The organism is Devosia sp., assembly GCF_035944845.1.
Taxonomy (GTDB): Bacteria; Pseudomonadota; Alphaproteobacteria; order Rhizobiales; family Devosiaceae; genus Devosia_A.
This window is the reverse complement of sequence record NZ_DASZAW010000120.1, coordinates 36,207-63,186: the sequence shown is the minus strand read 5'-3', so window position 1 is coordinate 63,186 and position 26,980 is coordinate 36,207. Positions and strand designations below refer to the sequence as shown.

Annotated in this window: 21 protein-coding genes; 13 read left to right on the top strand and 8 right to left on the bottom strand. The window is 66.6% G+C overall.

From position 1 onward, the window contains the following. The first annotated feature begins 312 nt into the window (after window positions 1–312). Window positions 313–849, top strand: coding sequence for a DapH/DapD/GlmU-related protein (locus VGV07_RS24045; protein ID WP_326871261.1), 537 nt, complete (start codon window positions 313–315; stop codon window positions 847–849). Window positions 850–1,091: 242 nt separating this feature from the next. On the opposite strand, the gene VGV07_RS24040 is transcribed toward VGV07_RS24045, so the two are convergent. Together VGV07_RS24040 and VGV07_RS24035 are read right to left on the bottom strand one after the other, a co-directional pair. Then, the gene (locus tag VGV07_RS24040; protein WP_326871260.1) at window positions 1,092–3,245 is read right to left on the bottom strand and encodes a hypothetical protein; all 2,154 of its coding nucleotides are present in this window, start codon (window positions 3,243–3,245) and stop codon (window positions 1,092–1,094) included. A 49-nt stretch (window positions 3,246–3,294) separates the two neighbouring features. Beyond that, the gene (locus VGV07_RS24035) at window positions 3,295–4,584 is read right to left on the bottom strand and encodes an adenylosuccinate synthase (RefSeq protein WP_326871259.1); all 1,290 of its coding nucleotides are present in this window, start codon (window positions 4,582–4,584) and stop codon (window positions 3,295–3,297) included. 251 nt (window positions 4,585–4,835) lie between these two features. Here VGV07_RS24035 and VGV07_RS24030 point away from each other — a divergent pair, with 251 nt between their 5' ends. The 4 genes from VGV07_RS24030 to VGV07_RS24015 all read left to right on the top strand — a co-directional run bounded on the left by VGV07_RS24030 (window position 4,836) and on the right by VGV07_RS24015 (window position 9,403). Continuing rightward, entirely contained in the window at window positions 4,836–6,206 is a 1,371-nt protein-coding gene (locus VGV07_RS24030) for an FAD-binding oxidoreductase (protein WP_326871258.1), read from the top strand. A 319-nt stretch (window positions 6,207–6,525) separates the two neighbouring features. After that, window positions 6,526–7,911 (top strand): FAD-binding oxidoreductase, encoded by a 1,386-nt coding sequence (locus VGV07_RS24025; RefSeq protein ID WP_326871257.1) that lies wholly within the window; start codon window positions 6,526–6,528, stop codon window positions 7,909–7,911. A 95-nt stretch (window positions 7,912–8,006) separates the two neighbouring features. Continuing rightward, entirely contained in the window at window positions 8,007–8,954 is a 948-nt protein-coding gene (locus VGV07_RS24020) for a DMT family transporter (RefSeq protein ID WP_326871256.1), read from the top strand. After that, window positions 8,954–9,403, top strand: coding sequence for a GNAT family N-acetyltransferase (locus VGV07_RS24015; RefSeq protein WP_326871255.1), 450 nt, complete (start codon window positions 8,954–8,956; stop codon window positions 9,401–9,403). The genes VGV07_RS24020 and VGV07_RS24015 overlap by 1 nt, the downstream gene beginning before the upstream one ends. 188 nt (window positions 9,404–9,591) lie before the next feature. Here VGV07_RS24015 and VGV07_RS24010 read toward each other — a convergent pair whose 3' ends face one another. Then, window positions 9,592–10,398 (bottom strand): helix-turn-helix transcriptional regulator, encoded by an 807-nt coding sequence (locus VGV07_RS24010; protein ID WP_326871254.1) that lies wholly within the window; start codon window positions 10,396–10,398, stop codon window positions 9,592–9,594. A 118-nt stretch (window positions 10,399–10,516) separates the two neighbouring features. Between VGV07_RS24010 and VGV07_RS24005 the strand changes: the two genes are divergently transcribed. Together VGV07_RS24005 and VGV07_RS24000 are read left to right on the top strand one after the other, a co-directional pair. Then, window positions 10,517–10,897, top strand: coding sequence for a hypothetical protein (locus VGV07_RS24005; RefSeq protein ID WP_326871253.1), 381 nt, complete (start codon window positions 10,517–10,519; stop codon window positions 10,895–10,897). Window positions 10,898–11,113: 216 nt separating this feature from the next. Continuing rightward, window positions 11,114–12,262, top strand: a complete 1,149-nt coding sequence (locus VGV07_RS24000; protein WP_326871252.1) for an epoxide hydrolase — start codon at window positions 11,114–11,116, stop codon at window positions 12,260–12,262. A gap of 188 nt (window positions 12,263–12,450) precedes the next feature. Here VGV07_RS24000 and serA read toward each other — a convergent pair whose 3' ends face one another. The 3 genes from serA to VGV07_RS23985 all read right to left on the bottom strand — a co-directional run bounded on the left by serA (window position 12,451) and on the right by VGV07_RS23985 (window position 16,370). Further along, a complete protein-coding gene (gene serA, locus VGV07_RS23995; protein ID WP_326871251.1) occupies window positions 12,451–14,037 on the bottom strand; it encodes a phosphoglycerate dehydrogenase in 1,587 nt (528 codons plus the stop codon). Between the two features lie 110 nt (window positions 14,038–14,147). After that, on the bottom strand, window positions 14,148–15,332 hold the full coding sequence (locus tag VGV07_RS23990; RefSeq protein WP_326871250.1) for a phosphoserine transaminase: 1,185 nt from the start codon (window positions 15,330–15,332) through the stop codon (window positions 14,148–14,150). A 117-nt stretch (window positions 15,333–15,449) separates the two neighbouring features. After that, window positions 15,450–16,370: a LysR substrate-binding domain-containing protein gene (locus tag VGV07_RS23985; RefSeq protein ID WP_326871249.1), complete on the bottom strand. Its 921-nt coding sequence runs from the start codon at window positions 16,368–16,370 to the stop codon at window positions 15,450–15,452. A 96-nt stretch (window positions 16,371–16,466) separates the two neighbouring features. Here VGV07_RS23985 and phnA point away from each other — a divergent pair, with 96 nt between their 5' ends. The 6 genes from phnA to VGV07_RS23955 are packed head-to-tail and all read left to right on the top strand — an operon-like array spanning window position 16,467 to window position 23,938. Beyond that, window positions 16,467–17,720, top strand: a complete 1,254-nt coding sequence (phnA, locus tag VGV07_RS23980) for a phosphonoacetate hydrolase (protein ID WP_326871248.1) — start codon at window positions 16,467–16,469, stop codon at window positions 17,718–17,720. Then, window positions 17,717–18,991, top strand: a complete 1,275-nt coding sequence (locus VGV07_RS23975) for an alkaline phosphatase family protein (protein WP_326871247.1) — start codon at window positions 17,717–17,719, stop codon at window positions 18,989–18,991. The genes phnA and VGV07_RS23975 overlap by 4 nt, the downstream gene beginning before the upstream one ends. Window positions 18,992–19,008: 17 nt before the next feature. Next, window positions 19,009–20,520, top strand: a complete 1,512-nt coding sequence (locus VGV07_RS23970) for an ABC transporter substrate-binding protein (protein ID WP_326871246.1) — start codon at window positions 19,009–19,011, stop codon at window positions 20,518–20,520. 24 nt (window positions 20,521–20,544) lie between these two features. Beyond that, window positions 20,545–21,402: an ABC transporter permease gene (locus VGV07_RS23965; RefSeq protein ID WP_326871245.1), complete on the top strand. Its 858-nt coding sequence runs from the start codon at window positions 20,545–20,547 to the stop codon at window positions 21,400–21,402. Further along, complete coding sequence (locus VGV07_RS23960; protein WP_326871244.1) at window positions 21,399–22,328, top strand: ABC transporter permease; 930 nt, start codon at window positions 21,399–21,401, stop codon at window positions 22,326–22,328. The genes VGV07_RS23965 and VGV07_RS23960 overlap by 4 nt, the downstream gene beginning before the upstream one ends. Beyond that, entirely contained in the window at window positions 22,325–23,938 is a 1,614-nt protein-coding gene (locus tag VGV07_RS23955; RefSeq protein ID WP_326871243.1) for an ABC transporter ATP-binding protein, read from the top strand. The genes VGV07_RS23960 and VGV07_RS23955 overlap by 4 nt, the downstream gene beginning before the upstream one ends. Window positions 23,939–24,232: 294 nt before the next feature. Here VGV07_RS23955 and VGV07_RS23950 read toward each other — a convergent pair whose 3' ends face one another. Then, window positions 24,233–25,369 carry an SEL1-like repeat protein gene (locus VGV07_RS23950; RefSeq protein ID WP_326871242.1) on the bottom strand — a complete coding sequence of 379 codons (1,137 nt, stop codon included), beginning with the start codon at window positions 25,367–25,369 and terminating at the stop codon, window positions 24,233–24,235. Between the two features lie 14 nt (window positions 25,370–25,383). Next, window positions 25,384–26,979: a CRTAC1 family protein gene (locus tag VGV07_RS23945; protein WP_326871241.1), complete on the bottom strand. Its 1,596-nt coding sequence runs from the start codon at window positions 26,977–26,979 to the stop codon at window positions 25,384–25,386. Window position 26,980: the final 1 nt, after the last annotated feature.

Sequence of the window (26,980 nt, the reverse complement as noted above, 5' to 3'; positions counted from 1 at the left end):
CGCTCGCCTCGGGGGATGGACCGGATACTACGGAAAACCCGGCCCCGTCGTCATGCTTCAGGGCTGGCTCGAAATCCAAACCGCCAAGCGCGCCGTCCAAACCCTCGCCGCACACCTCAATGTGTGAATCTAGTAGCCCCGCGAGGGGGGAGGGTGACCCTCACACCAACATCTCAGTCTGCGTCTCCCTCCCCCTTGCGGGGAGGGATCGAGGGTAGGGGTCAGGTTGCGCCGGTGGGAGCAGCGAGTCGCTGTCCAGCCCGCGCGGTGTGCGCGCTACACTATCCGCCCGATTCTCCCGGATGCCTCGCTATGACCCAAGCCAACCCCGCCCGCTCCGCCGAGGGGCGGCAGATGTTCGAGAACCTCAAGCGTGCCGTGCGGCTCTCGGCCCGGCTCAGCGATATCGGCTTCGACGATCTCGAGGGGCTGCGCACCGCATTCAGCGAGCTGATCGGCAGGCCGGTTGGCGAGCGCTTCATGATCATCCCGCCCTTCTCCACCGATTGCGGGCTCAATATCAGCGTCGGCAGCAACGTCTTCATCAACCAGGGCTGCCACTTCATGGACCTGGGCGGGATCAGCATCGGCGATGATGTGATGATCGGGCCCAAAGTGAACCTCGTCTCTGCCGGCCACCCCACCGACCCCACGCAGCGCCGCAACGGCATCGTCAAGAAACCCATCAGTATCGGCAACAATGTCTGGATCGGCGCGGCTGCCACGATCCTGCCGGGGGTGACGATCGGCGACAACGCCGTGGTGGCGGCAGGGGCGGTGGTCAGCCGCGATGTGCCGGCCGATACGATTGCGGCGGGTGTGCCGGCCCGGGTGCTGAAGCGGTTGTAGTTGCGACATCGCCACAGCGTCCCCTCTCCCCTCTGGGGAGAGGTTCAGGGTGAGGGGTAGCCAAGCACACCGTTGCGCCGATCGCCGCCCACATACTCTCGGCCAGCGCGCTTGGCGCCCCTCACCCCCGCCCTCTCCCCAGAGGGGCGAGGGGGCGCTGGGCACCGCCGGTGCGACGCAGCGATCCAAAGCAAAACGCCCGGACCAAAGTCCGGGCGTCCTAATGCTTATCTCTCAACCGATCAGTTCGCGGCAGCGACCGATTTGGTCCACTCGCCCACCACTTCGGTGAACATCGTCTCGGCGGCGGCATCCTTTTCGAGCGTGATGATCGCCCGTTTGCCGGTGGCGTAGATCAGCGCCAGGTCCATCCACTTGCGCGAGGTCAGCAGGCTGCTGTTGGCCGTGATATCGGCAGGCGAAGCGCTGAGCGCGAACAGGAACGAGTTGCCGACGACGCGGGCCGAGGCACCGACCAGAGGCGTGCCCTGCACCAGTTCTTCGTTTTTCAGCAGCACGCCGGGCAGCCCCGCGATCGAGCCGCCAATGAAGCTGTCGGTGACCCGGAAATTGACTTCCATCAGGTGGCTGGCCGGCAGGCTGGCATCGGAGTTCTTGCGGATCAGGACGTCGACGGCAAGGTTGCGCGCCGGGATATTCGCCTTGCCGATCAGCGTCGGCAGGCCCATCTCGTCGGTGCCCTTGCTCCATTCGACCGTACCCGAGAACGGCACGGCGCCGGTGGTGCCGCTGTCCGAAGCCTCGAGCAGCAGCGACTGGCTGCCGGCGAGGCTCGCCGGATCGACCGAGGCCACAGCCTGGTCGGTAGCGGCAGCCGCCGCCGTGTCCGTACCGAGGCGCTCTTCAGGCGCAGCGGGAACCAGCCGGCTCACCTCCGTCGGTTCGGGAGCGGTCTCGAGGCGATCGCCGTCAGTCCCGCCCAGTACCGCGGTGGGCGTATCGTTCTCGGCCGGCGTCGCGGTGTTGCCCGGGCCGGTGGCCGGAGCATCGGTAGTGGCCTCGGTTGGCGCCGGTGTCGGCGTACTGTCAGCAACTTCCGAAGTCGGGGTACCGCGGCCGAACATCTGGTCGAGGTCGATGAAGCCTTCGCGCCACGCCCAGAACCCGGCGCCACCGGCGCCGATCAGCAGCACCGCGAAGACGATGAGGAAGATGGTGACAGCGCCGAGCCCGCGACGTTCGTCTTCGGCGCGGGCCCGCGGGAAGTTCGGCTCGGCGTCGCGCTGCTGCTTGCCGCGCGGCTCGCGCGCATCGCGGGCAAAGGCGCTGGCCTTGGCGGCCTTGCCTTCGCGCTGCGGGCGCGCATCGGCCTTGAGGATCGATGGCGCAAAGCCGTTCTGCCGCGGCGGCGGCTCGTCGGCTTCGTCATCCTCGAAGGCCCGATACGGCACCCCATTGCCGATCGGCTCTTCGTAGTCGGTATCGCCACGCGCTTCGCGATCGAGCGTCGCGATGGCGCGATCGATCGCGCCCTGCGGGTCGGCCGGCGGAGCTTCCACTTCGACTTCGCGCACCGCTGACATGGCGGCGGCGATCGGCGGATCATTGAACAGGGCCACCGGCTCGGAAATCTGCCGGGCTGCGGCCTGGCCGGTGCGGCCGGCGGGCTCGAGGCGCGGCGCCGCCAGTTCGCGGCGCGGCTCGAGCACCGGGCCACGGGCAGGCCCGCCGATTGGCGCGCCGAATGCCGCATTGCCGGTACGGCTCTTGGCCGCTTCGGCGCGCGCCACGATCGAAGGCAGCGGCGAGCGGCCATTCGGAGACTTGGCCGGTATGGGCGAACGCGCCGGCGCCTGGCGTGGTGGCAGCTCTTCGCCGTCGTCCTCGTCTTCGTCGGACGGCACAGGGGCGGCGAGTTGCGGCTGCTGGCGCTGCGTCGAGGGCACCAGCTTGGGCACCGGCTTGCCCATCGGCTTGGCATCGGGCCTGACGATCGAGCGCGAGCGGTCGGAGCCCTCGGTCTGCTCGGCATTGGCAGCCGCGATGATCTCTTCGATCGAACCGCCCGGCGGCAACGGCTTTGGCGGCTCCTTGCCGTTCTGCGATGCAGGTTTGGCCACCGGCTTGGCCACGGCGGCCGGAGCCTTCTTCGCCGGCGCTTCGAAATACACCGGCGGCGGCGGCGGATTGTCTTCCTTGCCCGAACCGAGGCCGGCGATCACCGCCTCGCTGGCCTCCTGCTCGACCTGACGGATGCAATCCTCGAGTTGCAGGCGGTGTGCGGTAATGTCGCGAGCGGCCAGCGGCGGATTGATGGCGCGCAACTGCCCGACGAGCGCGGCGCGCGCCTTCTCGTAGACCGCGCGTCGCGCGGCGCCGTTATTCTCCGGCAGAGCTTCTACCGCCCTACGTAACAGCTCTTTGTAGTCAGCCATTGGCTAAGCGACATCCGTAATTTTGGGGGCCAGTTCTACCGAAAAAAACTCAATCTTGGAACGGGTCCTGAACCAGTATGGTGTCCAGCCTTTCCGGGCTGGTGGAGAGCATGGCGACCGGCGCCCCGATCAGCTCCTCGATGTATCGGACGTACTTCACCGCCTGGGCCGGGAGTTCAGACCAGCTTCGCGCCCCTGCCGTTGTTTCCGACCACCCCTCGAGGGTCTCGTAGATCGGCTTAACAGCAGCTTGTGCTCCCATTGAGGCAGGCAAGTAGTCAATTTTTTGACCATTGAGCTCGTAACCCACGCACACTTTGAGCTCTTTGAGGCCGTCAAGAACATCCAGTTTCGTGAGCGCGATGCCGTTTATCCCCGAAGTTCTCACCGTCTGGCGCACCAGCACCGCATCAAACCAGCCGCAACGACGCGGCCGCCCGGTGTTGACGCCGACTTCGCGGCCCACCGTGGAGAGGTGCCGGCCGATCTCGTCGTCGAGTTCGCACGGGAACGGCCCCTCGCCGACGCGCGTGGTGTAGGCCTTGGTGATCCCCAGCACATAGCCGATCGCCGTCGGCCCGAGGCCCGAGCCAGCCGAGGCCTGCCCAGCGACGGTGTTCGACGACGTGACGAACGGATAGGTGCCGTGATCGTTGTCGAGCAATGCCCCCTGCGCGCCTTCGAACAGGATGCGTGCCCCGGCGCGCCGCTTCTCGTCGAGCAGCCGCCAGACCTGATCGACATAGGGCAGGATCTTGCCGGCGACTTCGGTCAGCTCGTTGTAGAGCGACTCGGCCGAAAGCTCGGTCAGCCCCATGCCGCGGCGCAGCGCGTTGTGGTGGGCGAGGAGCCGCTCGATCTTGGGCATCAGCGTCTCGGGCTCGGCGAGGTCGCAGACCCGGATGGCGCGGCGGCCGACCTTGTCTTCGTAGGCGGGGCCGATACCGCGGCGGGTGGTGCCGATCTTCAGCCCGGAATTGCCGCTCTCGCGCACTGCGTCGAGTTCGCGATGGAGGCTGAGGATCAGCGGCGCATTGTCGGCGATCTTCAGGACCTCGGGGGTGATTTCGATGCCCTGGGCGCCGATCTTTTCGACTTCGGTGACGAAATGGTGCGGATCGACCACCACGCCATTGCCGATGACGCTCAGCTTGCCGCGCACCACGCCCGAAGGCAGCAGCGCCAGCTTGTAGCTGGTGCCGTCGATGACCAGCGTGTGACCGGCATTGTGACCGCCCTGGTAGCGCACGACCACGTCGGCGCGCTCCGAGAGCCAGTCGACGATCTTGCCCTTGCCCTCGTCACCCCACTGGCTGCCGACGACGATCACGTTTGCCATGCGCTTATTGCCCCTCAGGAAGCGGCAGCCCGGCCGGGCGTCTGGCCGGCGGACCGCAAAGATCAGTTTCAGTTTGCTGCAAGCTGACCGGCCGGCCTCCGGCAAGGAAGTCCGAGGTAGTTGCGGATGTCCTTTAGAGCAGTCCTTCTCGGATGACAAATCCCGCTGCGTCGCACCTCTGGAAAACAGGGTTGGTCACACCCATGTTACCGCAACCCAGCGCGCCAACACGAGAACTTGAGGACTGCAATATGCCCATCTCGACCGCCGCGAACGCCTTCCGCCTGCCCGCTGGTTCTGCCGGCCGGGTGATCGCTGCAACTGATTCCGACTACGACAAGCTCCGCGCCGTCATGTATGGCGGCTACGACAAACGCCCGGCCCAGATCGTTCGCGTTGCCGATGCCAACGATGCCGCCGCCGCCATCGGCTATGCCCGCGACAACCGGCTCGAACTGGCGGTTCGCAGCGGCGGGCATTCCGGCGCCGGCCACTCGACCACCGATGGCGGCCTCGTCATCGATGTCCGCGATCTCAAGGGCATCGATATCGACGCCACCAACCAGACCGTGTGGGTCGGCGCCGGCGTAACCGCCATTGAACTCACCGAAGCCCTCGCCCCGCACCAGTTGATCGTCGGCTTCGGCGATGCCGGTTCCGTCGGCGTCAGTGGCATTACACTGGGCGGCGGCGTCGGCTATCTGGCGAGAAAGCATGGCCTGTCCATCGACTCGCTGCTCGCCGTCGAACTGGTCACCGCCAACGGTCAGCAACTGCTCGCCGATGCCGCCAATCACCCCGAACTGTTCTGGGCCTTGCGCGGTGGCGGCGGCAATTTCGGCGTGGTCACCCGGCTGAAGTTCCGGTTGCACCCGCTGCCCGCCTTTACCGGCGGCATGTTGGTCTTGCCGGCGACGCCCAAGACCATTGCCGGCTTCGTTGCCGCCGCCAAGGCCGCACCGGAGGAACTGTCCAGCATTGCCAATGTCATGCCGGCGCCGCCGATGCCGTTCCTGCCGGCCGAGCAGCACGGCAAGCTGGTGATCCTCGCCATGCTCGCCTTCGCGGGGGAACCCGAGGCGGCGGAAAAAGCCCTCGCGCCTTTCCGTGCGCTGGCCGCTCTCCTGGCTGATTTCGTCAAGCCCGGCCCCTATGCCGGCATGTATCCGCCCGAGGACCCTGACTACCACCCGACCGCCGTGTCGGTGAACCTCCTGGTCGAGCGGATCGGCACCCCCGAGGCGCAGACCGTGGTCGGCTACCTCGAGGAGTCCGATGCCAGCCTCCGGGTCTGCCAGATCCGCGTGCTCGGCGGGGCCCTCGGCCGGGTCGCGCCGTCGGCCACGGCCTATGCCCACCGCAAGGCCCCGGTGATGATCAACCTCGCCGCGTTCTATGATGGGGAAGCCGACAAGCCGGCCAAGCAAGCCTGGCTCGCCGACTTCATGCAGGCCCTGCACCAGGGCGAGGATGGCGCCTATGTCAACTTCGTCGGCGATGAAGGTCCCGATCGGGTCCGTGCCGCCTATCCCGGCGATACCTGGGATCGGCTGAGGCAGGTGAAGCGGACCTACGACCCCCAGAACCTGTTCCGGCTGAACCAGAACATCCCGCCGGCGTGAGGCAATGACGCCGGGGCGTCCTCGCGATACCTCGGCCCACACACCGGAGCCGGCTTATGGGCCGGTGCGGAAAGAGTACCCCCACCCCTGTCCCCTCCCCGCAAGGGGGAGGGAGACCAAAACACTGACGCCGGTGTGAGCGTCTCCTCCCCCCTTGCGGGGGAGGGACAGGGTGGGGGGTATCTTCCCGCGCCGAGCTATCCCTGCGCTTCCGCAGCCCCCATTCCTGATCCGGCGCTGACCAGCACATTCATTTGCCGTTCAAATCACTGCCCCTAGAGGCCGCGCTCTCAACGCAACCTCAGCGAGTTCAAGGGATATGGACAAACGCTTTCCGCTCGAAGACCAGATCGACATGCTGGCCGCGAGCCTGCGCGGCCGCGTCGTAACGCGCCGCGACACAACCTATGACGAGATGCGCACCGTCGCTCTCGGCAATTTCGACCGGCGCCCGGTGGCGGTGATCCGTGTCGCCAACGTCTCCGACGTGGCGGCAGTGATCAACTTCGCCCGTGCTACCGATCTCGAACTGGCAGTGCGCAGCGGCGGTCACAGCGTCGGCGGCCACAGCGGCACCGAAGGTGGCCTGGTCATCGACCTGCGCGATCTCAACAGCATCGAGATCGACGGCGAGACCAGCACCGTTTGGGCCGGCACCGGCCTCACCTCGGGTGAAGTCACCCGCGCCGTCGAGCAGCATGGCCTGATCGTCGGCTTCGGCGATTCTGGCACCGTCGGCATCGGCGGCCTGACGCTCGGCGGTGGCATTGGCTACATGGTGCGCAAGCACGGCCTCACCATCGACTGCCTGCTCGCCGCCGAGGTGGTGACGGCGGCCGGCGACATCGTCATCGCCGATGCGGGCAACCACCCGGACCTGTTCTGGGCCTTGCGCGGCGGCGGCGGCAATTTCGGCGTGGTCACCCGGCTGAAGTTCAAGCTCCACCCGCTGCCCGCCTTTGTCGGCGGCCCGCTGGTCCTGCCCGCCACCGCCGAGAATATCGTCAAGTTCGCGGCGCTGGCCGATGCCGCCCCCGAAGCACTTTCGACCATCGCCATGGTGATGCCGATCCCGCCGGTGCCGTTCGTACCGGCGGAGTTCCACGGCAGGTTGGCACTGATCGGCATGATGGCCTTCTCCGGCCCGGCCGACGCAGCGACCGCCGCCTTGGCGCCGTTCCGCGCCATCGCTACGCCGATCGCCGATCTCGTCGGCCCGGCGCCCTACTCCGCCATGTATGCCATGGACCCGCCGCCCGAAATGCGCCCGGCCGTTTCGTGCCGCTCGCGCTTTGTCGACCAGGTTACCCTAGAGACCGCGACCAAGATGCTGGCGGCGCTCGAGGCCTGCCCGTCGCCGATGAAGATGGGGCAGGTCCGCGTGCTCGGCGGCGCCTATTCGCGTGTCCCGACCGACGCCACGGCCTTCGCTCACCGCCATGGCAAGGTCATGCTCGGCTTCCTCGCCATGTATGAAGGCGGCGCCGACGTCACTGCGCATTTCGATCGTTGGGCCACCGACGCGATCGAAAGCGTCAGCCAGAAGAACGCCGTCGCCTATGTCAACTTTCTCGGCATCGAGGGTGGCGAAGGGCTGCGTGCCGCCTATCCCGGCTCGACCTGGGATCGGCTGCGCCAGATCAAGGCCAAGTACGATCCGCAGAACCTGTTCCGGCTAAACCAGAACATCCCGCCCGCTGCCTGACGGGCTGGCGCGACGCAGCAACGCCGCATAAGTTCGCGCCTTCTTCGGCCGCCATCGCTTCGGGTGGCGGCCGATGCTCGAACCACACGGCCCTGATGACCAGTTCCCCCGCCACGACCGGCAACCGCGCGTTCCACGCCCTGATGGAACGCCCCTATCTGATCCTCGTCCTCACCACCTTGTTCTGGGGCGGAAACGTCGTCGCCGGCAAGCTCGCCGTCGGCCATATCGATGCGCACTCGCTGATGATCCTGCGCTGGACCGGCGCGCTGCTCCTGGTGCTGCCCTTCGCCATCACACCGCTGAAGCGCGACTGGCCGGTAATCCGCGCCAAATGGTGGCTCTACCTGTTCTATGGCGCCGTCGGCTTTGCCACCTTCAATGTTCTGGTCTATGTCGCCGCCTACTACACCTCGGGCGTCAACATCTCGCTCGAACAGGTGGCGGTGAACATCTTCGTCATCATCTTCAACTTCGTCCTGTTCCGTACCCGCGTGCGCGGCCTGCAACTGCTGGGTGTGCTGGTCACTATCCTCGGCGTCGCCATCATCGCCACCCATGGCGACCTGACCCGTATCCTGACGCTGGAAGTGAACCTCGGCGACCTGCTCGTCATCCTCGCCTGCCTCGCCTACGCCATCTATTCCATCGCCCTGCGCTGGCGGCCGCAGACCCATTGGACCAGCTTCCTTGCCGCCACCTGCACCGGCGCCATCCTTGCTTCGCTGGTCTACCAGGCGACACTGGGCAACGGCACCGCGAACCTGCCGTCCAACCTCGCTGCCATCGATCTGCAGGGCTGGCTGATCGCCGCCTATACGGTGATCTTCCCCTCGGTGATCTCCCAGTTGCTCTATGTGCGCGGCGTCGAACTCATCGGCTCCAACCGCGCCAGCCTGTTCGTCAACCTGATCCCGCTGTTCGGCACGGTCGGCTCGGTGATCGTCTTGGGCGAAGTGCTGCAGCTGTTCCACATCGTCGCCGCGATCATGGTGGCTGCCGGCCTGGTGCTGGCCGAGTGGAGCGCCAGGCGCGCCGTATGATGGACATCGCACTTCGCTCGGCGACATCGGCCGACTACGACGCCATTGCCGCCATCTGGCACGCCAGCGCCGGCCTGCCCGGTGTCGGGCCGGCGAAACTGCCGCGCCTTGAGCGTTTGCGGGCCCGCGTCGATGTCGAAATCGCCGAGGGCTGGCAGGTGACGGTAGCGGAGGCTGGCGGCGAGATCATCGGCTTTCTCGCCATCAAGCCGAAGGCCGCCATCCTCGACCAGCTGTTTATGCACCCCGAGGCGCGCGGCATGGGACTTGGCCTGCTCCTGCTCGATGCGGCCAAGGCGCAACTGCCGCAAGGCTTCACCTTGTTCACCCGCCCCGGCAATACCCCAGCTCGAAGGTTTTATGAGAAGCATGGGCTGACGCATCTGCGCGATGACCTGCATCCGGTGTTTGGCGATCCGATCGTCTGGTATGGGTGGAGGCAGGGTTAGGCCTGCTGCCGCCGGTGCGGGTGGCTACCCCCACCCAGCTTCGCTACGGCTTCGCCTAGCTGCGCTACCCTCCCCACCCACAAGGGGGAGGGAGACGATGGAGCCGAGAGTTTGCAGTCGGATCTCCCTCCCCTTGTGGGGAGGGATCAAGGGTGGGGGTGGGCCACAAATCGGATGCTGCCGCCTCCCTAACCAACCACCGCCGCCAGCAGCGCCGCCGTCTCCGCGTCTGCCGGCAGGAACGCCTCGATCACCAGCTCGCTCAGCGTAATCTCGGTCGGCGTACCGAACACCGTGGTGGTCGAAATGAAGCTCGCCACCGCATCGCCGAAGCGCAGCTTCATCGGCACGAACACTCCGCCATGCTCGTCGCGGCCCTCATGGCCAGGAGCAATGCCGGAGATCTCGCGCAGCTCCTCGAGCAGGTCGGCAATCACCGGATCGCCGCTCGCCTCGAGTTGCGCCGCCACCCGGCGCAGGATGTCGCGAGCCCACTCGTCATAGTTGACGATCAGCCGCCCCAACCCATCCTGTCGCAGGCTGAGGCGCAAGACGTTGATCGGCCCCTGCAGCAGCTCCGGATTGGTGACCTGCGCGAGGAACGGCGCCGCCGCGGCATTGGCCGAAACGAGGTTCCAGCCGCGGTCCACCGCGATGGCGAGATAGGGCTCATAGGCCTTGAGCACCAGGTCGACCGCCGCGCGGGCCGGCGCCAGGTCCGGGTGGTCGAGCCGCCGCTCCGGGTAGACCGGCGCATAGCCGGCCGCGAGCAGCATCAGGTTGCGGATGCGCAGCGGTACCCCGAGGCCCGAGGCGATGCGCAGCACCACCTCGCGGCTCGGAATCGATCGCCCGCTCTCGATGAAACTCAGGTGTTTCTGGCTGAGTTCGATCTCGAGCGCCAGCGACAGCTGGCTGAAGCGCCGGTGCTGTCGCCAGTCGCGGATATAGTCGCCGATGGAACGGTCGGAGGCCGTGGCTTGTGCGTGGGTCATGCCAACGACCCTACCCGGTCGCGGCACGGGTTCAATTACCTCTGCGTTAGTTGAGGCGAGGAGGCGGGAGGTAGAAATGTGTCGCCGTCACCTGACGAAACCCGACGGAGAAACCGAAATGAACCTCATCCGCTTTGCCCTCGTTGCCGATGCCGCCGCGACCATTGCCACTGGCGCGCTGCTTGCCGTGGGCGGGAGCCTCCTCGCCGACCTCACCGGCCTGCCGGCGACCGCCACCCTGCCGCTCGGGCTGTTTCTCATCGCCTTCGCCGCCTTTGTCGGCTGGGTCGGCATGCAGCGTGAAACGCCCCGCGGCGCCGCGACGCTGATCGTCCTCGTCAACAGCGCCTGGGTGGTCGGCAGCCTCATCGTGCTCCTGGCTGGCACGTTCCCGCTGACCCTCCTCGGGGTTGCCTTCGTCATCGCCCAGGCTATCGCGGTGGCGGCCCTTGCCGCCCTGCAGTGGGTCGGTCTCGGCCGGGCTCGCGCCCTCGCCTGAACTCCCCCATCTCGGCGGACCACCGGCGCTGCTGACACGCTCTGTCAGCAGCGCCGGCGCATTGTTCTGGGGCCGGCGGAGACCGGCGCCGAAACAGCGAGGACGACCCCGAAAATGCCCGTAACCCGTCGATCCCTCATCAAGTCCGCCGTCGCCGCAGCCCTGGCGCCGGCACTCACGGCCATCGCCAGTTCCGCAGCTCGAGGAGAAACCCGGATGACCACCGCCAAGCCGTTCAAGCTCGCCATTCCCGACGCCGAAGTCGCAGACCTCAAGAGCCGCCTCAAGGGGGCCCGCTGGCCGGTGGAAGTCGCCCCTGATACCTGGGAACACGGCATTCCCGGCGGCTATCTCCGGCAGTTGGCCGAGCGCTGGGCCGAGTTCGACTGGCGCGCCCAGGAGGCTGCACTCAACCGCTACGACCAGGTGATGCTGGAGTTCGAGGGCGAGCATGTGCACGCCTTTCACATCCGTTCCAGGCACGCCGATGCCACCCCGCTGGTGCTCTGCCATGGCTGGCCGAGCTCGGGGATCGAATACCTCAAGCTGGTCGAGCCCCTGACCAACCCGGCGGACGGTAAAGACGCCTTCCACCTCATCATCCCGACCGCTCCCGGTTTCGGCCTCTCCCCTGCCCCGCGCCAGCCCGGCTGGACGGCCAAGAAGACTGCGGCCGCCATTGTCGAGCTACTCAACCAGTTCGGCTACGACCGCTTCGCCATTCACGGCACCGATATGGGCTCGGACGTCGCCGCCCAGCTCGACGTGCTCACCAATGGGCGCGCCATTGGCCTCCATCTCGGCACCGATCTCGACAGCGTCATCGCCGTCGCCTCGTTCATGGGTGGGGACCTCTCGCAGAATCCGGCCCTGACCGACGAACAAAAGCAACGGGCCGGCGCACTGTTGGCGAGGGTAGCCGACCGCAACGGCTACATCGCCATCCAGTCGACCCGTCCCAAGACGCTTGGCTATGCGCTGAACGACTCGCCGATCGGCCAGCTCGCCTGGATCGCCGAAAAGTTCGAGGCCTGGACCAACCCGAGCAAGGGGACGATCGAAGAGGCAGTCGATATCGACCAGTTCCTCACCAATGTCAGCCTCTACTGGTTCGGCGGCGGCGGTTCTGCCTCGGCCAATGCGCTGTGGGAAGCCTTCAAGGCCATGGGCTGGGCCCCGCCCAGCGCCACCCCGCGCGGCGTCGCGGTGTTCAACGCCAGCGACCTGGTTCGCCCGCTGTTCGACCCGCAGCAGCAGATCGGCCACTGGAGCGAGTTCAAGGAGGGCGGGCACTTCCCGGCGATGGAAGAACCGGAGCTCCTGGCCGGGGATCTCAGGACGTTCTTCCGTTCGCTGCGCAGCTAGCGACAACTCCGAACGGCCGGTGGCTGCCGACCCCCACCCTTGATCCCTCCCCGCAAGGGGGAGGGAGACGCTGGAACCGCGATGTTGGTGCGAGGGTCTCCCTCCCCCTTGCGGGGAGGGGACAGGGGTGGGGGTCAGCCCGCACCTGCGTCAAAGCAACTAGCCGGGCGTGGAACCCGGCCTTTGCCTTAGTTGAACGCCACGGCCTTGGCCTGGCGCACGCCGGGAAGCCCGGCGATTTCCTTGAGCTGCTCGGCCGTCACCTCGCCATCGATCGACAGCAGCGCAATCGCGTCACCGCCCACCTCGGCGCGGCCGAGGTTGAAGTTGGCGATGTTGATGCCAAGGTTGCCCAGGAGCGTCCCGAGCCGGCCGATATGGCCCGGCCTGTCTTCGTTGGTGACATAGAGCATCGACGGGGTCAGCTCGGCATCCATGTTGATGCCCTTGACCTGGATGATGCGCGACTTGCCGTTGGCAAAGATGGTGCCGGCAATGCCGCGCTCCTGCCGCTCGGTGATCACGGTGAGGCGGATATAGCCTTCATATGCCCCCTGCTGGTCGCGGGTGATGATCTCGACATTGATGCCGCGATCCTTGGCGATCTGCGGCGCCGAAACCATGTTCACTTCTGCCACCTGCGGCTTCAGCACGCCGTTGATCGCTGCCGCGGTCATCGGCTTGGTGTTGAGCGCTGCGACATTGCCTTCGTACTCGATCCGGATGCCCTTGATCGAAGTCTCGGTCAGCTGGCCGGCGAACGAGCCGAGCGCTTCGGCGAGCTTCACCCAAGGGGTCAGCCGCGGCGCTTCCTCGGCCGAAATCGAAGGGAAGTTCAGCGCGTTGGTGATCTCGCCGGTGTTGAGATAGGCCGAAATCTGCTCGGCCACCTGCAGCGCCACGTTCTCCTGCGCTTCGGTGGTCGAGGCGCCGAGATGCGGCGTGGCGATGAAGTTGGCGAGTTCGAACAGCGGGTTGTTCTGCGCCGGCTCCTCGACGAACACGTCGAACGCCGCACCCGCCACCTTGCCCGACTTCAGCGCGTCATAGAGCGCCGCCTCATCGACGAGGCCGCCGCGCGCGCAGTTGATGATGCGCACCCCGTCCTTCATCTTGGCGATGGCTTCGGCATTGATGATGTTGCGCGTTGCATCGATCAGCGGCGTGTGCAGCGTGATGAAATCGGCGCGCTTCAACAGCTCGTCGAGTTCCACCTTCTCGACCCCGATCGCCTGGGCGCGCTCCGGCGTCAGGAACGGATCGAACGCCACCACCTTCATCCTGAGGCCCAGCGCCCGGTCGGCAACGATCGAGCCGATATTGCCGGCGCCGATCAGGCCGAGGGTCTTGTTGGTGACTTCGACGCCCATGAAGCGGTTCTTTTCCCACTTCGACGCCTTGGTCGAGGCGTCCGCCTCGGGGATCTGCCGGGCCAGCGACAGCATCAGCGAGATGGCGTGCTCGGCAGTAGTGATCGAGTTGCCGAACGGGGTGTTCATCACGATGATACCGGCCTTGGTGGCGGCCGGGATATCGACATTGTCGACGCCGATGCCGGCGCGGCCGATCACCTTCAGATTCTTGGCGGCGCTGAGAATCTTGTCGGTGACCTTGGTGGCCGAACGGATGGCAAGGCCATCATACTGGCCGATCACCTCGAACAGCTTGTCCTTGTCCTTGCCGAGATCGGGCAGGTAATCGACGTCGATATTGTTGTCCTTGAAGATCTGGACCGCGGTCTTCGACAGCTTGTCCGAAACGAGAACCTTGGGCATTGGGATGCTCCAGTGATGGGGGAAATATCGGGGGACGGCAGTCGTAGGTCGGCAATCGGCAGTCGTAGGCAGTCATCGCGACTGCCGACTGCCGACTGCCGGTTGCCGTATTAGGCGGCTGCCTGCGCCAGCGCGGCCTTCTCGGCGGCGAAGGCGTAGTCGAGCCACGGGGTCAGCGCGGCGAGGTTCGCGGTGTCGACCGTCGAGCCGGCCCAGATGCGAAGGCCCGTCGGGGCGTCGCGGTAGCCGCCGATATCGTAGGCGACGCCGGCCTTGTCGAGCCGCGAGACGATCGCCTTGGCGAAGGCCGCCTGCGCGTCATCGGAAAGCGCGGTGATCTCGGGGTCCTTGATCACCAGGCAGATCGAGGTGTTCGAGCGCTCGGCCTCGTTCCTGGCGAGGAATGCCGCCCAGTCGGATTTGGCAACCCAGTCGGCCAGTACCTTGGCATTGGCATCGGCACGGGCCTGCATGCCCTTCAAACCACCGACGGTCTTGCCCCACTCCATCGCATCCACCGCGTCTTCGATGCACAGCATCGACACGGTGTTGATGGTGGCGCCCTCGAAGATATCGGCCATGAGCTTGCCGCCCTTGGTCATGCGGAAGAGCTTGGGCAGCGGCCAGGCCGGCTTATAGGTCTCGAGCCGTTCGACAGCGCGGGGCGAGAGGATCAGCACGCCGTGTGCGGCTTCACCGCCGAGCGCCTTCTGCCACGAGAAGGTCACCACATCGAGCTTCTTGAAATCGAGGTTCTGCGCGAACGCCGCCGAGGTGGCGTCGCAGATGGTGAGGCCCTTCCGATCAGCCGGGATCCAGTCGGCGTTCGGCACCCGGACGCCCGACGTGGTGCCGTTCCAGGTGAACACCACGTCATTGTCGAAATTCACTTCGGCAAGGTTCGGCAGCTCGCCATACGGCGCCTTCAGCACCCGCACATTGTCGAGCTTCAGCTGCTTCTGCACGTCGGTGACCCAGCCCTCGCCGAACGATTCCCAGGCCAGCATGTCGACGCCGCGGGCGCCGAGCATCGACCACAGAGCCATCTCGACTGCGCCGGTATCGGAAGCGGGGACGATGCCGATCAGGTAGTTATCGGGGACTTCAAGCAGCTCGCGGGTCAGCGCGATGGCTTTCTCGATCCGCTGCTTGGCCGGCTTGGCGCGATGCGAACGGCCAACCAGCGCGTTGGCGAGCACATCCACCGTCCAGCCAGGACGTTTGGCGCAGGGACCCGACGAAAAATTGGGGTTAGCCGGTTTCACTGCCGGCGCAGTCAGGGGCATATCAGCCATGGCGACCCTCCCAGGTCGAAAGCCTTGCGTTAGGGCAAGGTGTCCTGGGACGGGCAGATACTCCTCATCACGGCGGCGCGTCAAGCGTCCTAAAGTCGGGGTTCCTAAATCCGGCCGCTAGATGCCCGACACCCGCTCCAGCCAATCCAGAAACGACGCGATCGCCGGATCGACCGACAGCTCACTGCGGCAGAGAGCGGCGTAGGTCGACCCCGTCACCGTCAGGTGTGGCCATGGCTCCACGAGGCTCTGCCGCGCGACGAGATCGGCCAGCGTGATGCGTGGGCAGACCAGGGCGCCCGCGCCAGCAAGGGTCGCCTCCAGCGCCAGATAGAAATGCGGGAAGCTGGTGACCCGCACGCTCCTGCTATCGACACCGGCGCGCTCGAGCCAGCGTTCCAATTCGCCTGGCCGCGTCGCCGCGTTGAGGACGCGCACAGTGCCGAGGTCGGCCGGGCGCCATAGTGGAGTGGCCGCCATCAGCGACGGGGCGACGGCGACGGTGAGCGATTCCTCGAACAGCGGCCGGACGATGTAGGGCGCCGGATGCGTGCCGCCGCTGCGGATCGCCACATCGAAGGGAATTTGCAGCCATTCCTCGTTGCTGTCGGTGTGACGCACCTGGATGGCGATGTCCTGGTGCTCGGCCGAAAAGCTCCACAGGCGCGGGATCAGCCAGCGGGTCGCCATGGTCGAGGGCGCGATGACCCGCAGCGGCCGGGTCTTGACGCTGTGCCGCGCAGTGTCGGCGGCACTCGTCAGCTGTTCCAGCGCTTCGCCCACGCTGTGGGCAAAGTCGATGGCAGCCGCCGTGGGCCGCATCTGCTTGCGGTTGATGTCGAAGAGCGGCCGGCCAAACCAGGCCTCCAGCGTCGCAATTTGCTTGCTGACTGCTCCGTGCGTGACGCACAGCTCCTCAGCTGCGCGTGTAACGCTTTGAAGACGGACTACACTTTCGAACGCCACCAGAGATTTCAGCGGTGGCAGTTTTCTATTCACTTGTTCCGTTTCCTCACATATCTGCGCTTTAATTTCCATTTTCGCACGCAGCGATGACGGATACTCTTAGTACGACTTAGTCGTTGCCAAGATTTATCAAAACAAGACAGCATATACATGCCAAATGACACGCCGATGAAGGTTACAGATTTTGCAGTGGAGGCCAACGAAAAGGCCGTGCTGGTCAATGGGCGAAGCTATCGGCGGCCGCAGCGCCCAGTGGTGGTCATCTGCTTCGATGGCTGCGATCCGGAGTATCTGAGCGCCGGTCGCGCGGCCGGAGTCATTCCAAACCTCGTCCGAATGATGGACGAAGGCTTCCATTCGGTTGCCCAGGCGGCCATGCCGACCTTCACCAACCCAAACAATGTGGCGATTGCCTGCGGCGCACCGCCTGCCGTGACGGGTGTGGCCGGGAACTACTATCTCGACCGCGCCACCGGCCGCGAGGTGATGGTGCTCGACGGCCACCAGATGCGCGCCGAAACCATCTTTGCCGGCTTTTCGGCCGTCGGCGTGCCGGTGACCATTGTTACGGCCAAGGACAAGCTGCTCAGGGCACTGGCGCGCAACCATGAGGGCATCGCTCTCTCGGCTGAGGCGCCCGAGCATGCAGCCGACGTGGTGGGCGCTGCCGCCGGACTCACGGCGCCCGACAAATACTCGGCCGATCTGTCACTGTTCGTGCTCGATGCGGGCGTTGCGCTGCTCGAGCAGGCGCGGTTTGAGATCGCTTACCTGTCGCTGTCGGATTTTGTGCAGCACAAATTTGCTCCCGCAGAGGCTGGCGCCCTTGAGTTCATGGCCGCGGTGGACCACCGCATCGGCCGCTTGCTGGCTGCGGGCGCCACCGTCGGCATCGTCGCCGACCACGGCATGCACGACATGGCCGATGCCGAGGGCAAGCCGCGCGTCGTCTACGTGCAGGACCTGCTCGAGGCACGGTTCGGCCAAGGCTCGGTCCGCGTGATCTGCCCGATCACCGACCCGTTTGTCCGCCACCACGCCTCGCTGGGCGGCTTTGTCCGGGTCTACATCAAGAACGCCGCACTCGATGCGGAGGCCGTTCGGGCCGCCGTCGCCGCGCTGGACGGCGTCGGTGAGGCGCTGCTCGCCGAGGCGGCCTGCAGCCGCTTCGAGTTGCCGGCCGAAGGCGAGGCCGACGTGGTGGTGGTGGCCGATCTCGGCGTGGCGCTCGGCGCCACCGCGACCGAACACGACCTCACGGCGCTTGCCGGGCGGCGGCTGCGCTCGCATGGCGGCACGGCCGAGCAGCCCGTGCCGTTCATCGTGTCGCGACCGCTCACCGCCGCATACGCGGCGCGGGCGGCCGAGAGGCTGCGCAACTTCGACATCTTCGACTTCACCATCAACGGGGTGCAACCGTGAGCGCCGAACGCCGTGTCGTGCTGATGATCTGCGATGGGCATCGCAACGATTTCGTGCGGCCCGACACCTGCCCCAACATCCATGCCTTCGGCCAGCGCTCGCGCCGCTTCATGCGGCACCGCGCCATCTTCCCGTCGGCCACGCGGGCCAGCGCCACCAGCATCGCCACCGGTTGCTGGCCGGCCAACCATGGCCTCCACGGCAACACCATGGGTCTGCCCGACGGCGACGGTCATCGCGTGCACGACGTGGGTGATCCGGCTTTCGTGGGCAAGCTGCGCAGCGCCTTCGGGCGGACGCTGGAGGTGCCGACCATGGCGCAGCGGCTGGCCGCGCATGGCGGCGCGGTGATCGCCTCGAACGTGTCGCCGGGCGCCGCCTATTTCCAGGATCCCGACCACTACGGCCACGTGGTGCACCGCGCCGGCTCGTTCGGGCCGGGCGGCAGCGTGCTGGGCCTCGACGAGGCGCCGGTGGTGAGCCACGACTATGCCGGCGACGAAGCGCTGGCTGAGTGGTTCGCTACCGAAGTGCTGACCCGCCGCCGGCCGCGCTTGTCTGTGCTGTGGCTGGCCAATCCCGACCTTGGCATGCACGCTGCCCCGCTTGGCTCGCCCACCCATCTCGAGGCCATTGCCTGCGCCGACCGCGCCTTCGCGCGGGTCGAGGCGGCCGTCGAGGCGCTCAGGTCCGAGGGCGAAGATGTGCTGTTTCTCGTCGGCTCCGACCACGGCCAGGAGTCGGTGCGCGAGCGCGTCGCCGTCGCTGCGCGGCTGGTCGAAGCTGGCCTCAAGGATGGCCCCGACAGCACCGACGTGGTGATCGCGCCGCAGGGCGGCAGCGGGCTGCTCTACGTTGCCGACCGGGCGCGGGGCCGCATCCCCGCCATCGCCGCCTTCCTCGAGGCGCAGCCCTATATCGAGGAGGTGTTCACCGGCAACGAGATGCTGGCGATCGGCCAGCGCCCGGGCAACGGCCTCGCCATCGTCTTCGCCATGGCGCGCAGCGCGGAGCCGAACCCTTTCGGCGTACCCGGGCTGATGACGCTGTGCGTCAGCGATGAGAAGCCGGGCAAGCCGGAGGGCCATGGCAGCCATGGCGGCCTCGGCGATTTCGAGTGCCACCCCTTCCTTATCGCCAATGGCGGCGGGTTCGCCGCCGGCACCCTCGAGCACGGCGTCAGCCGCCTGATCGACATCGCGCCCACCGTCATGCGCTTCCTGGGCCTCCCCCGGGACGGCATGGACGGACTGCCCCTTCCCCAGGACTGAACCCAGGAGTCCCTCCGATGAAACGTCTGCTTCTATCGCTTGCTGCCGCGCTGATGCTCGGCCAGGCCGCCCTGCCTGCCTTCGCGCAGGAATATGGCGGCACGCTGCACCTCAAGTGGGGCACGCTCGACACCACCGACTTCCATCGCCATACCGGCACCATCTCGCTGCCGCATCCCTTCGCCGAGACCCTGACCTCGATCTCCAAGGACGGCAGTCCCAAAGGCCTGCTCGCCGAGAGCTGGACTGTCTCGGACGATGCCCTGACCTACACGTTCGCCATCCGGCAGGGCGTGAAATTCCACAATGGTCGGGTGATGACCTCGGGCGACGTGCGCGCCAATTTCGAGCGCATCCGCGACACCGTGGAAGCTGGCTGGCTGACCACCGCCATGGAAAAGGTCGAAAGCTTCGAGACCCCTGACGACAAGACCTTCATCGTCAAGCTCAAGACGCCGTTCGCGCCCTTCCTCAACCTGATCGCCGAGGCCTGGATTCTCGCGCCGGAGTCGCCCGGTTGGGACAGCAACATCACCCAGCCGATCGGCACAGGCCCGTTTACCTTCGACAGCTGGACGCCGCAGCTGACGCTCAACGGCAAGAAGTTCCCGGACTACTGGATGGAGGGCAAGCCCTACGTCGACGCCATCGAGTTCGATGTGCGCGAGGTCGCCGACGCCGCGCTGGCGCTGCGTGCCGGCGACTACGAGATCGCCGGAGTGCCGCTCAACAAGATCGAAACGCTGGAGAAGGAAGGCTTTAACATCGAGTTCCAGGGCGGCACCAGCTGGGACTTCATTTCGTTCAACAACCGCAACCCGCGCCCGCCCTTCGACAACGTGAAGGCCCGCGAAGCCGTGGCCTGGGCCGTCGACCGCGCCGAGTTCAGCACCATCATGGCCGGCTCCTACGGCAAGCCGGGCAACCAGCCGGTCGGTGAGGGCAACTTCTTTTACGACGCGACCCTCGATGCCGACGATCCGCACAACAAGTCCGATGTCGACAAGGCCAAGGCGCTGCTCGCCGAAGCGGGCGTCAACCCGGCGGACTACACCCTGCACATGGTGTCGACGGTCGGCAGCCGCTCGGGCCCGATGCTGTCGCAGGTGCTGCGCGGCCTGGGCTTCAAGGTCGACATGAAGGAATACGATGACCTGGGCTACCAGCGCGCCCTGTCGGAATATGACTGGGACATCTTCCCGGGCGGCTCGGGTGCGCGCAACGACATCTTCCTGCGTTACGTCCGGCTGATGAGCGACGGCCCGAACCCCGGCCTCTGGGGCGGCATCCAGGATCCCGAACTCGATGCGCTGATCAACTCGGCGATCTCGACCGGCAATCTGGATGAGAGCCGCGCCTTCTACCTCGAGGCGTGGAATCGGGTGATGGACAAGCTCTATACCTTCAGCCTCGGCCAGAAGCCCTCCGCCTATGCCTCCAGCCCCAAGCTGCATGACATGACGATCGGCTTCAACAACTCGGCCCACCGCGTCGATGGCGGCGTCGCCTTCGCCTGGATCGAGAAGTAAGACCACAGTCCCGGGAGACCCAGCATGTCGGTCGATGCCATTCCACGGCCCATCAGCCAGCGCATGCTGGGTCTTCGCCCGCTTTCCCTTTGCGCCTGGATCATCGCCGGCGTGGCCCTCGCCATCGCCATCGCGGGCCCCTTCATCGCCACGCATGACCCGATGATGTTCAGCGCGGCAATGAACGAGCCGCCAGGCGATGGACACCTGCTGGGCACGGACGATGCCGGCCGGGACGTCTATTCACGACTGGTGGTCGGTACCGGCCTGAGCCTGCTCTACGGTGCCTGTGCGGCGCTGGTGGCGCTGTGCGCCGGAGCCTTCGCGGCGCTCCTCGCCATGGCCATCGGCCGGCCCGCAGAAATCGTCCTGTTCGGGATCGTCGACCTGATCCGCGCCCTGCCCGGCATCCTGTTCGCACTGGCCTTCATCATCGCCTTCGAGCCCGGGCCCTTCTCGGTGATCCTGGCGCTCGGCGTTTCGTTCGCGCCCAATTTCGCGATGATCACCCACGCCACCTACCAGCAGCAGATGGCGCAGCCCTATACGCAGGCCGCCAAGGTCCTGGGCGCCGGTCGCCTGAGGATCGCCGCCGTGCACGTGCTGCCCAATATTGCCGGCGCGCTGATCACCCAGTTCGCCATCATCCTGCCGCGCTGCATCGTCTCGGAATCTGTGCTGAGTTTTCTCGGCCTCGGTGTCTCGTCCGAGTTGCCGAGCTGGGGCCGGATGATCGCCAGTTCCACCCCTTACATCGAGGAGGCGCCTCACGCCGCCCTCGCCCCGATCATCGCGCTTTCGGTCGTCACCTTCGCTCTCGCCGTCATCGGCAACGACCAGCGCCAGCGCCTGTCGCGTACAGACCAGAGGACCCTGCCATGAACTCCCGGCTGTTGCGGCTTTCCGGCAGCATCGTGCTCGACCTGCTGCGGGCGCTCGGCATCGCGCTGGGCATCGTGGTGTTCACCTTCTTCGTCATCCGCATGATCCCCGGCGACGTGGTCGACGTGCGCGGCATCGAGGGGTCGCTGACTTACTCGCAGCAATCGGCGATGCGCGCCGAGCTCGGCCTCGACAAGCCATGGCTGACGCAGTTCGCCGACTGGTCGCTGATGATCCTCTCGGGCGATCTGGGCCAGTCAGCCCGTTTCGCCCGGCCGATCTGGGAGCTGTTGAGCGCCGTGCTGCCCTCGACGATGCTGCTGGGCGCCACGGCGCTCGGGATTGGCATCGTGCTCGGCGTAAGCATCCCCGTCCTCGCTATGCTCTACCCACGCTCGCTTTGGAGGGGTGTGGTGGAGGTGATCACCATCTGGTCGATCACCGTGCCGACCTTTTCGATCGGCATCATGTCGCTGATCGTGTTTGCCGTGTGGCTCGACTGGATACCGGCGATCGGCAACTTCTTCGTGCCGGCATTGATCCTCGGCATCGACACCGCCGGCTCGCTCGCCAAGGCTCTGTACGAGGACATGCGGGAGAACGAGTCCGCCGAGTTCGTCCGCGCGGCGCGCGCCAAGGGCCTGTCGCGCACCCGCATCATCCTGCGTCACATCCTGCCCAATGCGCTGACCGTGTCGATCGCCCTCATCGGCCTGATGCTGGCAGGCGTGTTCACCGGGGCCATCACCATGGAAGTGGTGTTCGGCCTGCCCGGCCTCGGCACCCTGACGCTCCAGGCCATCCAGGGGCGCGACTACGCGGTGGTCCAGGCGGTGATCATCTGGCTGGGCTTTGCGGTGATCTTCGCCAACTTCGTCACCGACATCCTGCGCAAACTCGTCAACCCCCGCCTGAGGACGACATGACCATTCCCCTGCTCAGCGTCGAAAACCTGCACGTGACGATCTCGACGCGCGCCGGCGAGGTCCGCGCCGTGTCCGGCGTGTCGTTCGGCATCGCGCGCGGCCGGACGCTCGGCCTCGTCGGCGAGTCCGGGTCGGGCAAGTCGATGACGGCAATGTCGCTGATCGGCCTGGCGCCGGCCGGGGCCAACATCACCGTCGCCGGCCGCGCCAGCTTTGACGGCATCGACTTCTTGGCGCAGGGCGAGGCAGGCCTGCGGCAGTTGCGCGGCCGCCGCATCGGCGTGGTGTTCCAGGACCCTGCGGCGGCGCTCGATCCGCTGATGAGTATCGGTGACCAGTTGCGCGAAGCCTTGCCCCGCGGGCTGGATGGTCCGGCGCGCGCTGTGCGGGTGCAACGGTTGCTGGGTGAGGTCGGGCTCGACGCCGTCGCGGATGCCGAGCATCGCTTTCCCCACGAACTGTCCGGCGGGCAGCAGCAGCGCGTGGTGATCGCCACGGCCCTGGCCGGCGATCCTGAACTGATCATCGCCGATGAGCCGACGACGGCGCTCGACATGACCGTGCAGCGGCAGATCCTCGATCTGCTCGACCGACTGCGCCGTACGCGCGACCTCGCCATGCTGCTGATTACCCATGATCTGGGGGTGGTGGCGCGCCAGGCCGACGATGTGGTGGTGCTGCGGCACGGGCGGATGGTCGAGGCCGGGCCGACGGCGGAGGTGCTGCGGCGGCCCCGTACCGATTACTCCCGGGCGCTGATCGAGAGCCGACCGCTGCTGTCCGACAGCGTTGCGCTGCTGCCGCCCGCCAGCCCGTTGCTGGAGGTTAAGGCGCTGAGTGTCAGCTATCCCGGCCCACGGCTGTTCAGTCCGCGCATCATGGCGGTGCGCGGCATCGACCTCAGCGTGACCAAGGGCGAGGCGCTCGGCATCCTCGGCGAGAGCGGCAGCGGCAAGAGCACGCTGGCAAAGACCCTTGTCGGGTTGTTGCGGCACGAGGCGGGCCGCTTCAGTTTCGGCGCGGCGCCGCTCGACCCCTGGCGGATGGGACGTGCCGAGCGGGCCCGCATCCAGTACATCTTCCAGGATTCCTACGGCGCGTTGAACCCGCGGATGACCGTGGCACAGGCCGTGGGCGAACCGATGGCGATTGCCGGCTTGCCCGCCGGCGAGCGGCGGAAACGGGTCGCCGCCCTGCTCGAGGAGGTGGGCCTCGACGAGGAGCATCGCAACCGGCTGCCGCGCGAACTGTCGGGCGGGCAGCGGCAACGGATCAACATCGCGCGAGCCCTGGCGGTATCGCCGGAACTGCTGATCTGCGACGAGATCGTCTCGGCGCTGGATGTGACGATCCAGGCCCAGGTGCTGGAGTTGCTGCGCCAGCTGCAGAAGCGGCGCGGCCTCAGCCTCATCTTCATCAGTCACGACCTGGCGGTGGTGGCGGGCCTGTGCCAGCGCGTCGTCGTCATGAAAGACGGCGAGGCGGTGGAAACCGGCGCGACCCGCGACGTTTTCCGGGCGCCAGCTCATGCCTACACCCGCAGCCTCATAGAGGCGGCGCTGGCGCTCGAACATGGCTTGCCCGACATCGCGATGGCCATGCCGGCGTAGCCACTGCCCCCGCAACCCTCGATGCGAGGGCTCGCGCGGGGAAGGGCGTCGTTTCGCAGCAGCGTTGGCGCGGCCCCGCCGGCAACGGCACGGCGCGTTCGCGGGGCTTAATCGCCATCCCGCGACTGCTCGACGACCTGCCCCCTTCGTCTGGCACGGTTCGATCCGCACTCCCGAAATCGCCGAGCAGGCGGCCCATTACGGCAACGGCTGTTTCGCCAACAACATGCTGGCGCCCAACTTCCACTTCCTGCCGCTCGGCCACCGGCGGTTCTTCGTTCTGACCCGCAGTCGTCAGGGCGAAGCCCGCGAGCGCCGCACCCAGGCGATGGCGAGGGCCCGGGCCTGTTCGATTTCGGCCGGGCTCATCCGCGCCGTCAGGGTGTCGAGGTCCTTCACCGCGATCGGCAGGCCATACTGCGCCGCGAGACTGGTCCACATATAGGCCATGACATCGTCCTGCCCGACGCCGTAGCCGTTCCGATACATGGCGCCGAGCCCGTACTGACCGTAGACATCGCCCTGGTTGGCGGCCAGCCCGTACCAGAACACCGCCTGCTGGTCGTCCTGCGGCAGGCCCTGGCCGTGGTCGTAGAGCATCGCGAGATTGGCCTGTGCCGCGGCATGGCCCTGGTCGGCGGCCAGCTTGAACCATTTGGCCGCCTCGACGTCGTCTGGGGCGACGCCGCGCCCGGTGTGGTAGGAGATGCCGACATTGAACTGCGCCGGGGCATAGCCCTGCCCGGCCGCCAGCTCGAACAACCGCACCGCCTCGGCCTCGTCGCGCGCCACTCCGTGCCCCTCGAAATACATGCGCGCGAGGTTGAACTGGGCCGCCGGATAGCCCTGGTCGGCGGCCTGGCGCACCCAGTGCACTGCCGCGGCAAAATCCTGCGCCACGCCGTTGCCGCTGAGGTAGAGCAGCCCGAGCGCCAGCTGGGCATAGGCATCGCCCTGATCGGCGGCGAGCCGGAACCACTTGGCCGCCTCGGTATGATCCCGCGGCACGCCTTCACCACCATCCTTGAGGATGGCGCCGAGATTGTAGCGGGCATCGGCGCGGCCCTGTTCCGCTGCCAGCCGGTACCATTTGACCGCTTCGGCCGGGTTTCTCGTCACCCCGAGGCCGGCGTCGTGGAGGTAGCCGAGATTGTACTGCGCTTCGGCATCGCCCCTGGCCGCGGCGAGGCCGAGCCACCGCATCGCCTCCGCGGCATCCTGCGCCACCCCTTTGCCCGTCGCATACATGAACCCGACAGTCGTTTGCGCCCGCACGCTGCCGGCCGCCGCGGCAGGCTTCAGTTCGCGCATCGCGGCGTCAAACTCACCCCGCTGATAGGCGAGCATCCCCTCCGCCTCACCGGCCACTGCTCCGGTGGCGAGCAGCCCGAACATCAGGGCCGCTGCCGCGAGCCATCTGGCGAAGACCATGATCGCCGCCGGGCTCAATCGCGCGGACTGAACGGGCTGGCGGGCTTGTCGCGCTCCAGCACGTAAAAGCCGCCGGCGGCGAGGTTGGGCCATTCGCTGCGTGTCCCATCGGGCCAGACCACCGCGACAGTGGTTGTGGTTTCGCCGCCGAGGCCGAAATGCACCCAGCCGAGCTGGCCGCCGGCATGGCCACCGCCCACCGTGAGTTCACGGCGCATCACCTTGTCGCCATGCTTCACCTCGAGCCAACCGCCGATCGCATCCTCATTGGGCGCCGCCTGTCTCACCTCCAGCTCGATCCAGTTACCCCCACCCTCGGTGCCGGTATTGCGCCAGACCTGCGCACCGCTGCGGCGGTTGACCACCGCGAGGTCGAGCAGCCCATCCATGTTGAAATCGACCAGGGCCGCGCCGCGGGAATTGCCATTGTTGGCAATGCCTGCCTTGTCGCCCGCCTCGACGAACTTGCCGTCGCCCCCCTGCAGCAGCAGGTTGTTTGGGTCGTGCATGGCGAAATCCGGCATCTGGTCGACATTGCCCTTGGCAACGAACAGATCGGCCAGACCGTCATTGTTGACGTCGTCGAATTGCGGGTGCCAGGCCGTGCTCGGCCGCAGGTCGTCGCCGGTATAGGGCCGATGCGCCGTCACCCCCTTGGCATAGGCGAGATCCTTGTAGTCCGCCTTCGGTCCCGGTGTGGCCAGCGCCTGCAGTTTGTTGTCGGCCATGCTGGTGAGGAAGTATTCGGGGTAGCCGTCACCATCGAGGTCGTAGCTGGCAATCCCCATGCCCCAGATGCGCAGCACCTTCCAGCCATCGGCCGGGGTCAGCAGCCTGGGCTCGGCGCCGGGCAGGATCCGCCACATCTGCTCCTGGCCACCCTCGTAATACTCGCGATCATTGGAGACGCGCAGGCTCGGTGTCCCCGATTTGTCCCAGTCGGTGAACAGCATCGAAAGGGCGCAGAAGCTCGGTTTCAGCGGCAAGGGCGCGGCGAACTTGCCGGCCCCTCCCGGTCGATGCAGCCAGTTGTCGGTGCACGATCCCCAGGGCGAGATATCCTCGTTGCGGTCGATATAGTTGCCCACTGCGATGGTCGGCCAACTCGATCCGCGTTCGAAGCTCAGCGCCGCTGAAGCGGTCCAGGCGTCGCCGCCGTCAAAGCCCCAGGCCTCGTTGGCGCGCTCGAATTTGCAGGCGCCCAGTCCGCGCATCACCACGTTCTCGCCGACCCGCAACACCACGAGATCAGTGATGCCGTCGCTGTCGATGTCGGCCGGGTAGAGCCCGCTGACGCTGTCGAGTTCCAGCCCGCTCTCCTGCGGCACAAAGCTCAGGCTGCCGCCTTTGCTGCTGGTGTTGACATAGAGCTGCGCCTTGGACTCGCCGCCCGGCAGCACGATGTCGGCATAGCTGTCATCGTTGCAGTCGAACGCGGCGACGCCGCCGCCGACGATGTAGAACCAGTCGCCATCATAGCTGGTGGTAATCCCCGAGGCGGCGGTTTCGTCGACGAACAGCGGCACTGCCGGCGCCTGCGCCAGTCCCGGCTGAGCGAGGCCGAAGCCGCCGAGCAGCAGGGCGACAGCAAAACTGTGCGTGGTGCGCATG

Bases quoted from the DNA above. Each gene is read 5' to 3' on its own strand.
- VGV07_RS24040 (WP_326871260.1), bottom strand. From the start codon at position 3,245: ATGGCTGACTACAAAGAGCTGTTACGTAGGGCGGTAGAAGCTCTGCCG.
- serA (WP_326871251.1), bottom strand. From the start codon at position 14,037: ATGCCCAAGGTTCTCGTTTCGGACAAGCTGTCGAAGACCGCGGTCCAG.
- VGV07_RS24030 (WP_326871258.1), top strand. From the start codon at position 4,836: ATGCCCATCTCGACCGCCGCGAACGCCTTCCGCCTGCCCGCTGGTTCT.
- VGV07_RS24015 (WP_326871255.1), top strand. From the start codon at position 8,954: ATGGACATCGCACTTCGCTCGGCGACATCGGCCGACTACGACGCCATT.
- VGV07_RS23970 (WP_326871246.1), top strand. From the start codon at position 19,009: ATGAAACGTCTGCTTCTATCGCTTGCTGCCGCGCTGATGCTCGGCCAG.
- VGV07_RS23990 (WP_326871250.1), bottom strand. From the start codon at position 15,332: ATGGCTGATATGCCCCTGACTGCGCCGGCAGTGAAACCGGCTAACCCC.
- VGV07_RS23985 (WP_326871249.1), bottom strand. From the start codon at position 16,370: ATGGAAATTAAAGCGCAGATATGTGAGGAAACGGAACAAGTGAATAGA.
- VGV07_RS24000 (WP_326871252.1), top strand. From the start codon at position 11,114: ATGACCACCGCCAAGCCGTTCAAGCTCGCCATTCCCGACGCCGAAGTC.
- VGV07_RS23945 (WP_326871241.1), bottom strand. From the start codon at position 26,979: ATGCGCACCACGCACAGTTTTGCTGTCGCCCTGCTGCTCGGCGGCTTC.
- VGV07_RS24005 (WP_326871253.1), top strand. From the start codon at position 10,517: ATGAACCTCATCCGCTTTGCCCTCGTTGCCGATGCCGCCGCGACCATT.
- VGV07_RS23950 (WP_326871242.1), bottom strand. From the start codon at position 25,369: ATGGTCTTCGCCAGATGGCTCGCGGCAGCGGCCCTGATGTTCGGGCTG.
- VGV07_RS24025 (WP_326871257.1), top strand. From the start codon at position 6,526: ATGGACAAACGCTTTCCGCTCGAAGACCAGATCGACATGCTGGCCGCG.
- phnA (WP_326871248.1), top strand. From the start codon at position 16,467: ATGAAGGTTACAGATTTTGCAGTGGAGGCCAACGAAAAGGCCGTGCTG.
- VGV07_RS24045 (WP_326871261.1), top strand. From the start codon at position 313: ATGACCCAAGCCAACCCCGCCCGCTCCGCCGAGGGGCGGCAGATGTTC.
- VGV07_RS23955 (WP_326871243.1), top strand. From the start codon at position 22,325: ATGACCATTCCCCTGCTCAGCGTCGAAAACCTGCACGTGACGATCTCG.
- VGV07_RS24010 (WP_326871254.1), bottom strand. From the start codon at position 10,398: ATGACCCACGCACAAGCCACGGCCTCCGACCGTTCCATCGGCGACTAT.
- VGV07_RS23960 (WP_326871244.1), top strand. From the start codon at position 21,399: ATGAACTCCCGGCTGTTGCGGCTTTCCGGCAGCATCGTGCTCGACCTG.
- VGV07_RS24035 (WP_326871259.1), bottom strand. From the start codon at position 4,584: ATGGCAAACGTGATCGTCGTCGGCAGCCAGTGGGGTGACGAGGGCAAG.
- VGV07_RS23965 (WP_326871245.1), top strand. From the start codon at position 20,545: ATGTCGGTCGATGCCATTCCACGGCCCATCAGCCAGCGCATGCTGGGT.
- VGV07_RS24020 (WP_326871256.1), top strand. From the start codon at position 8,007: ATGACCAGTTCCCCCGCCACGACCGGCAACCGCGCGTTCCACGCCCTG.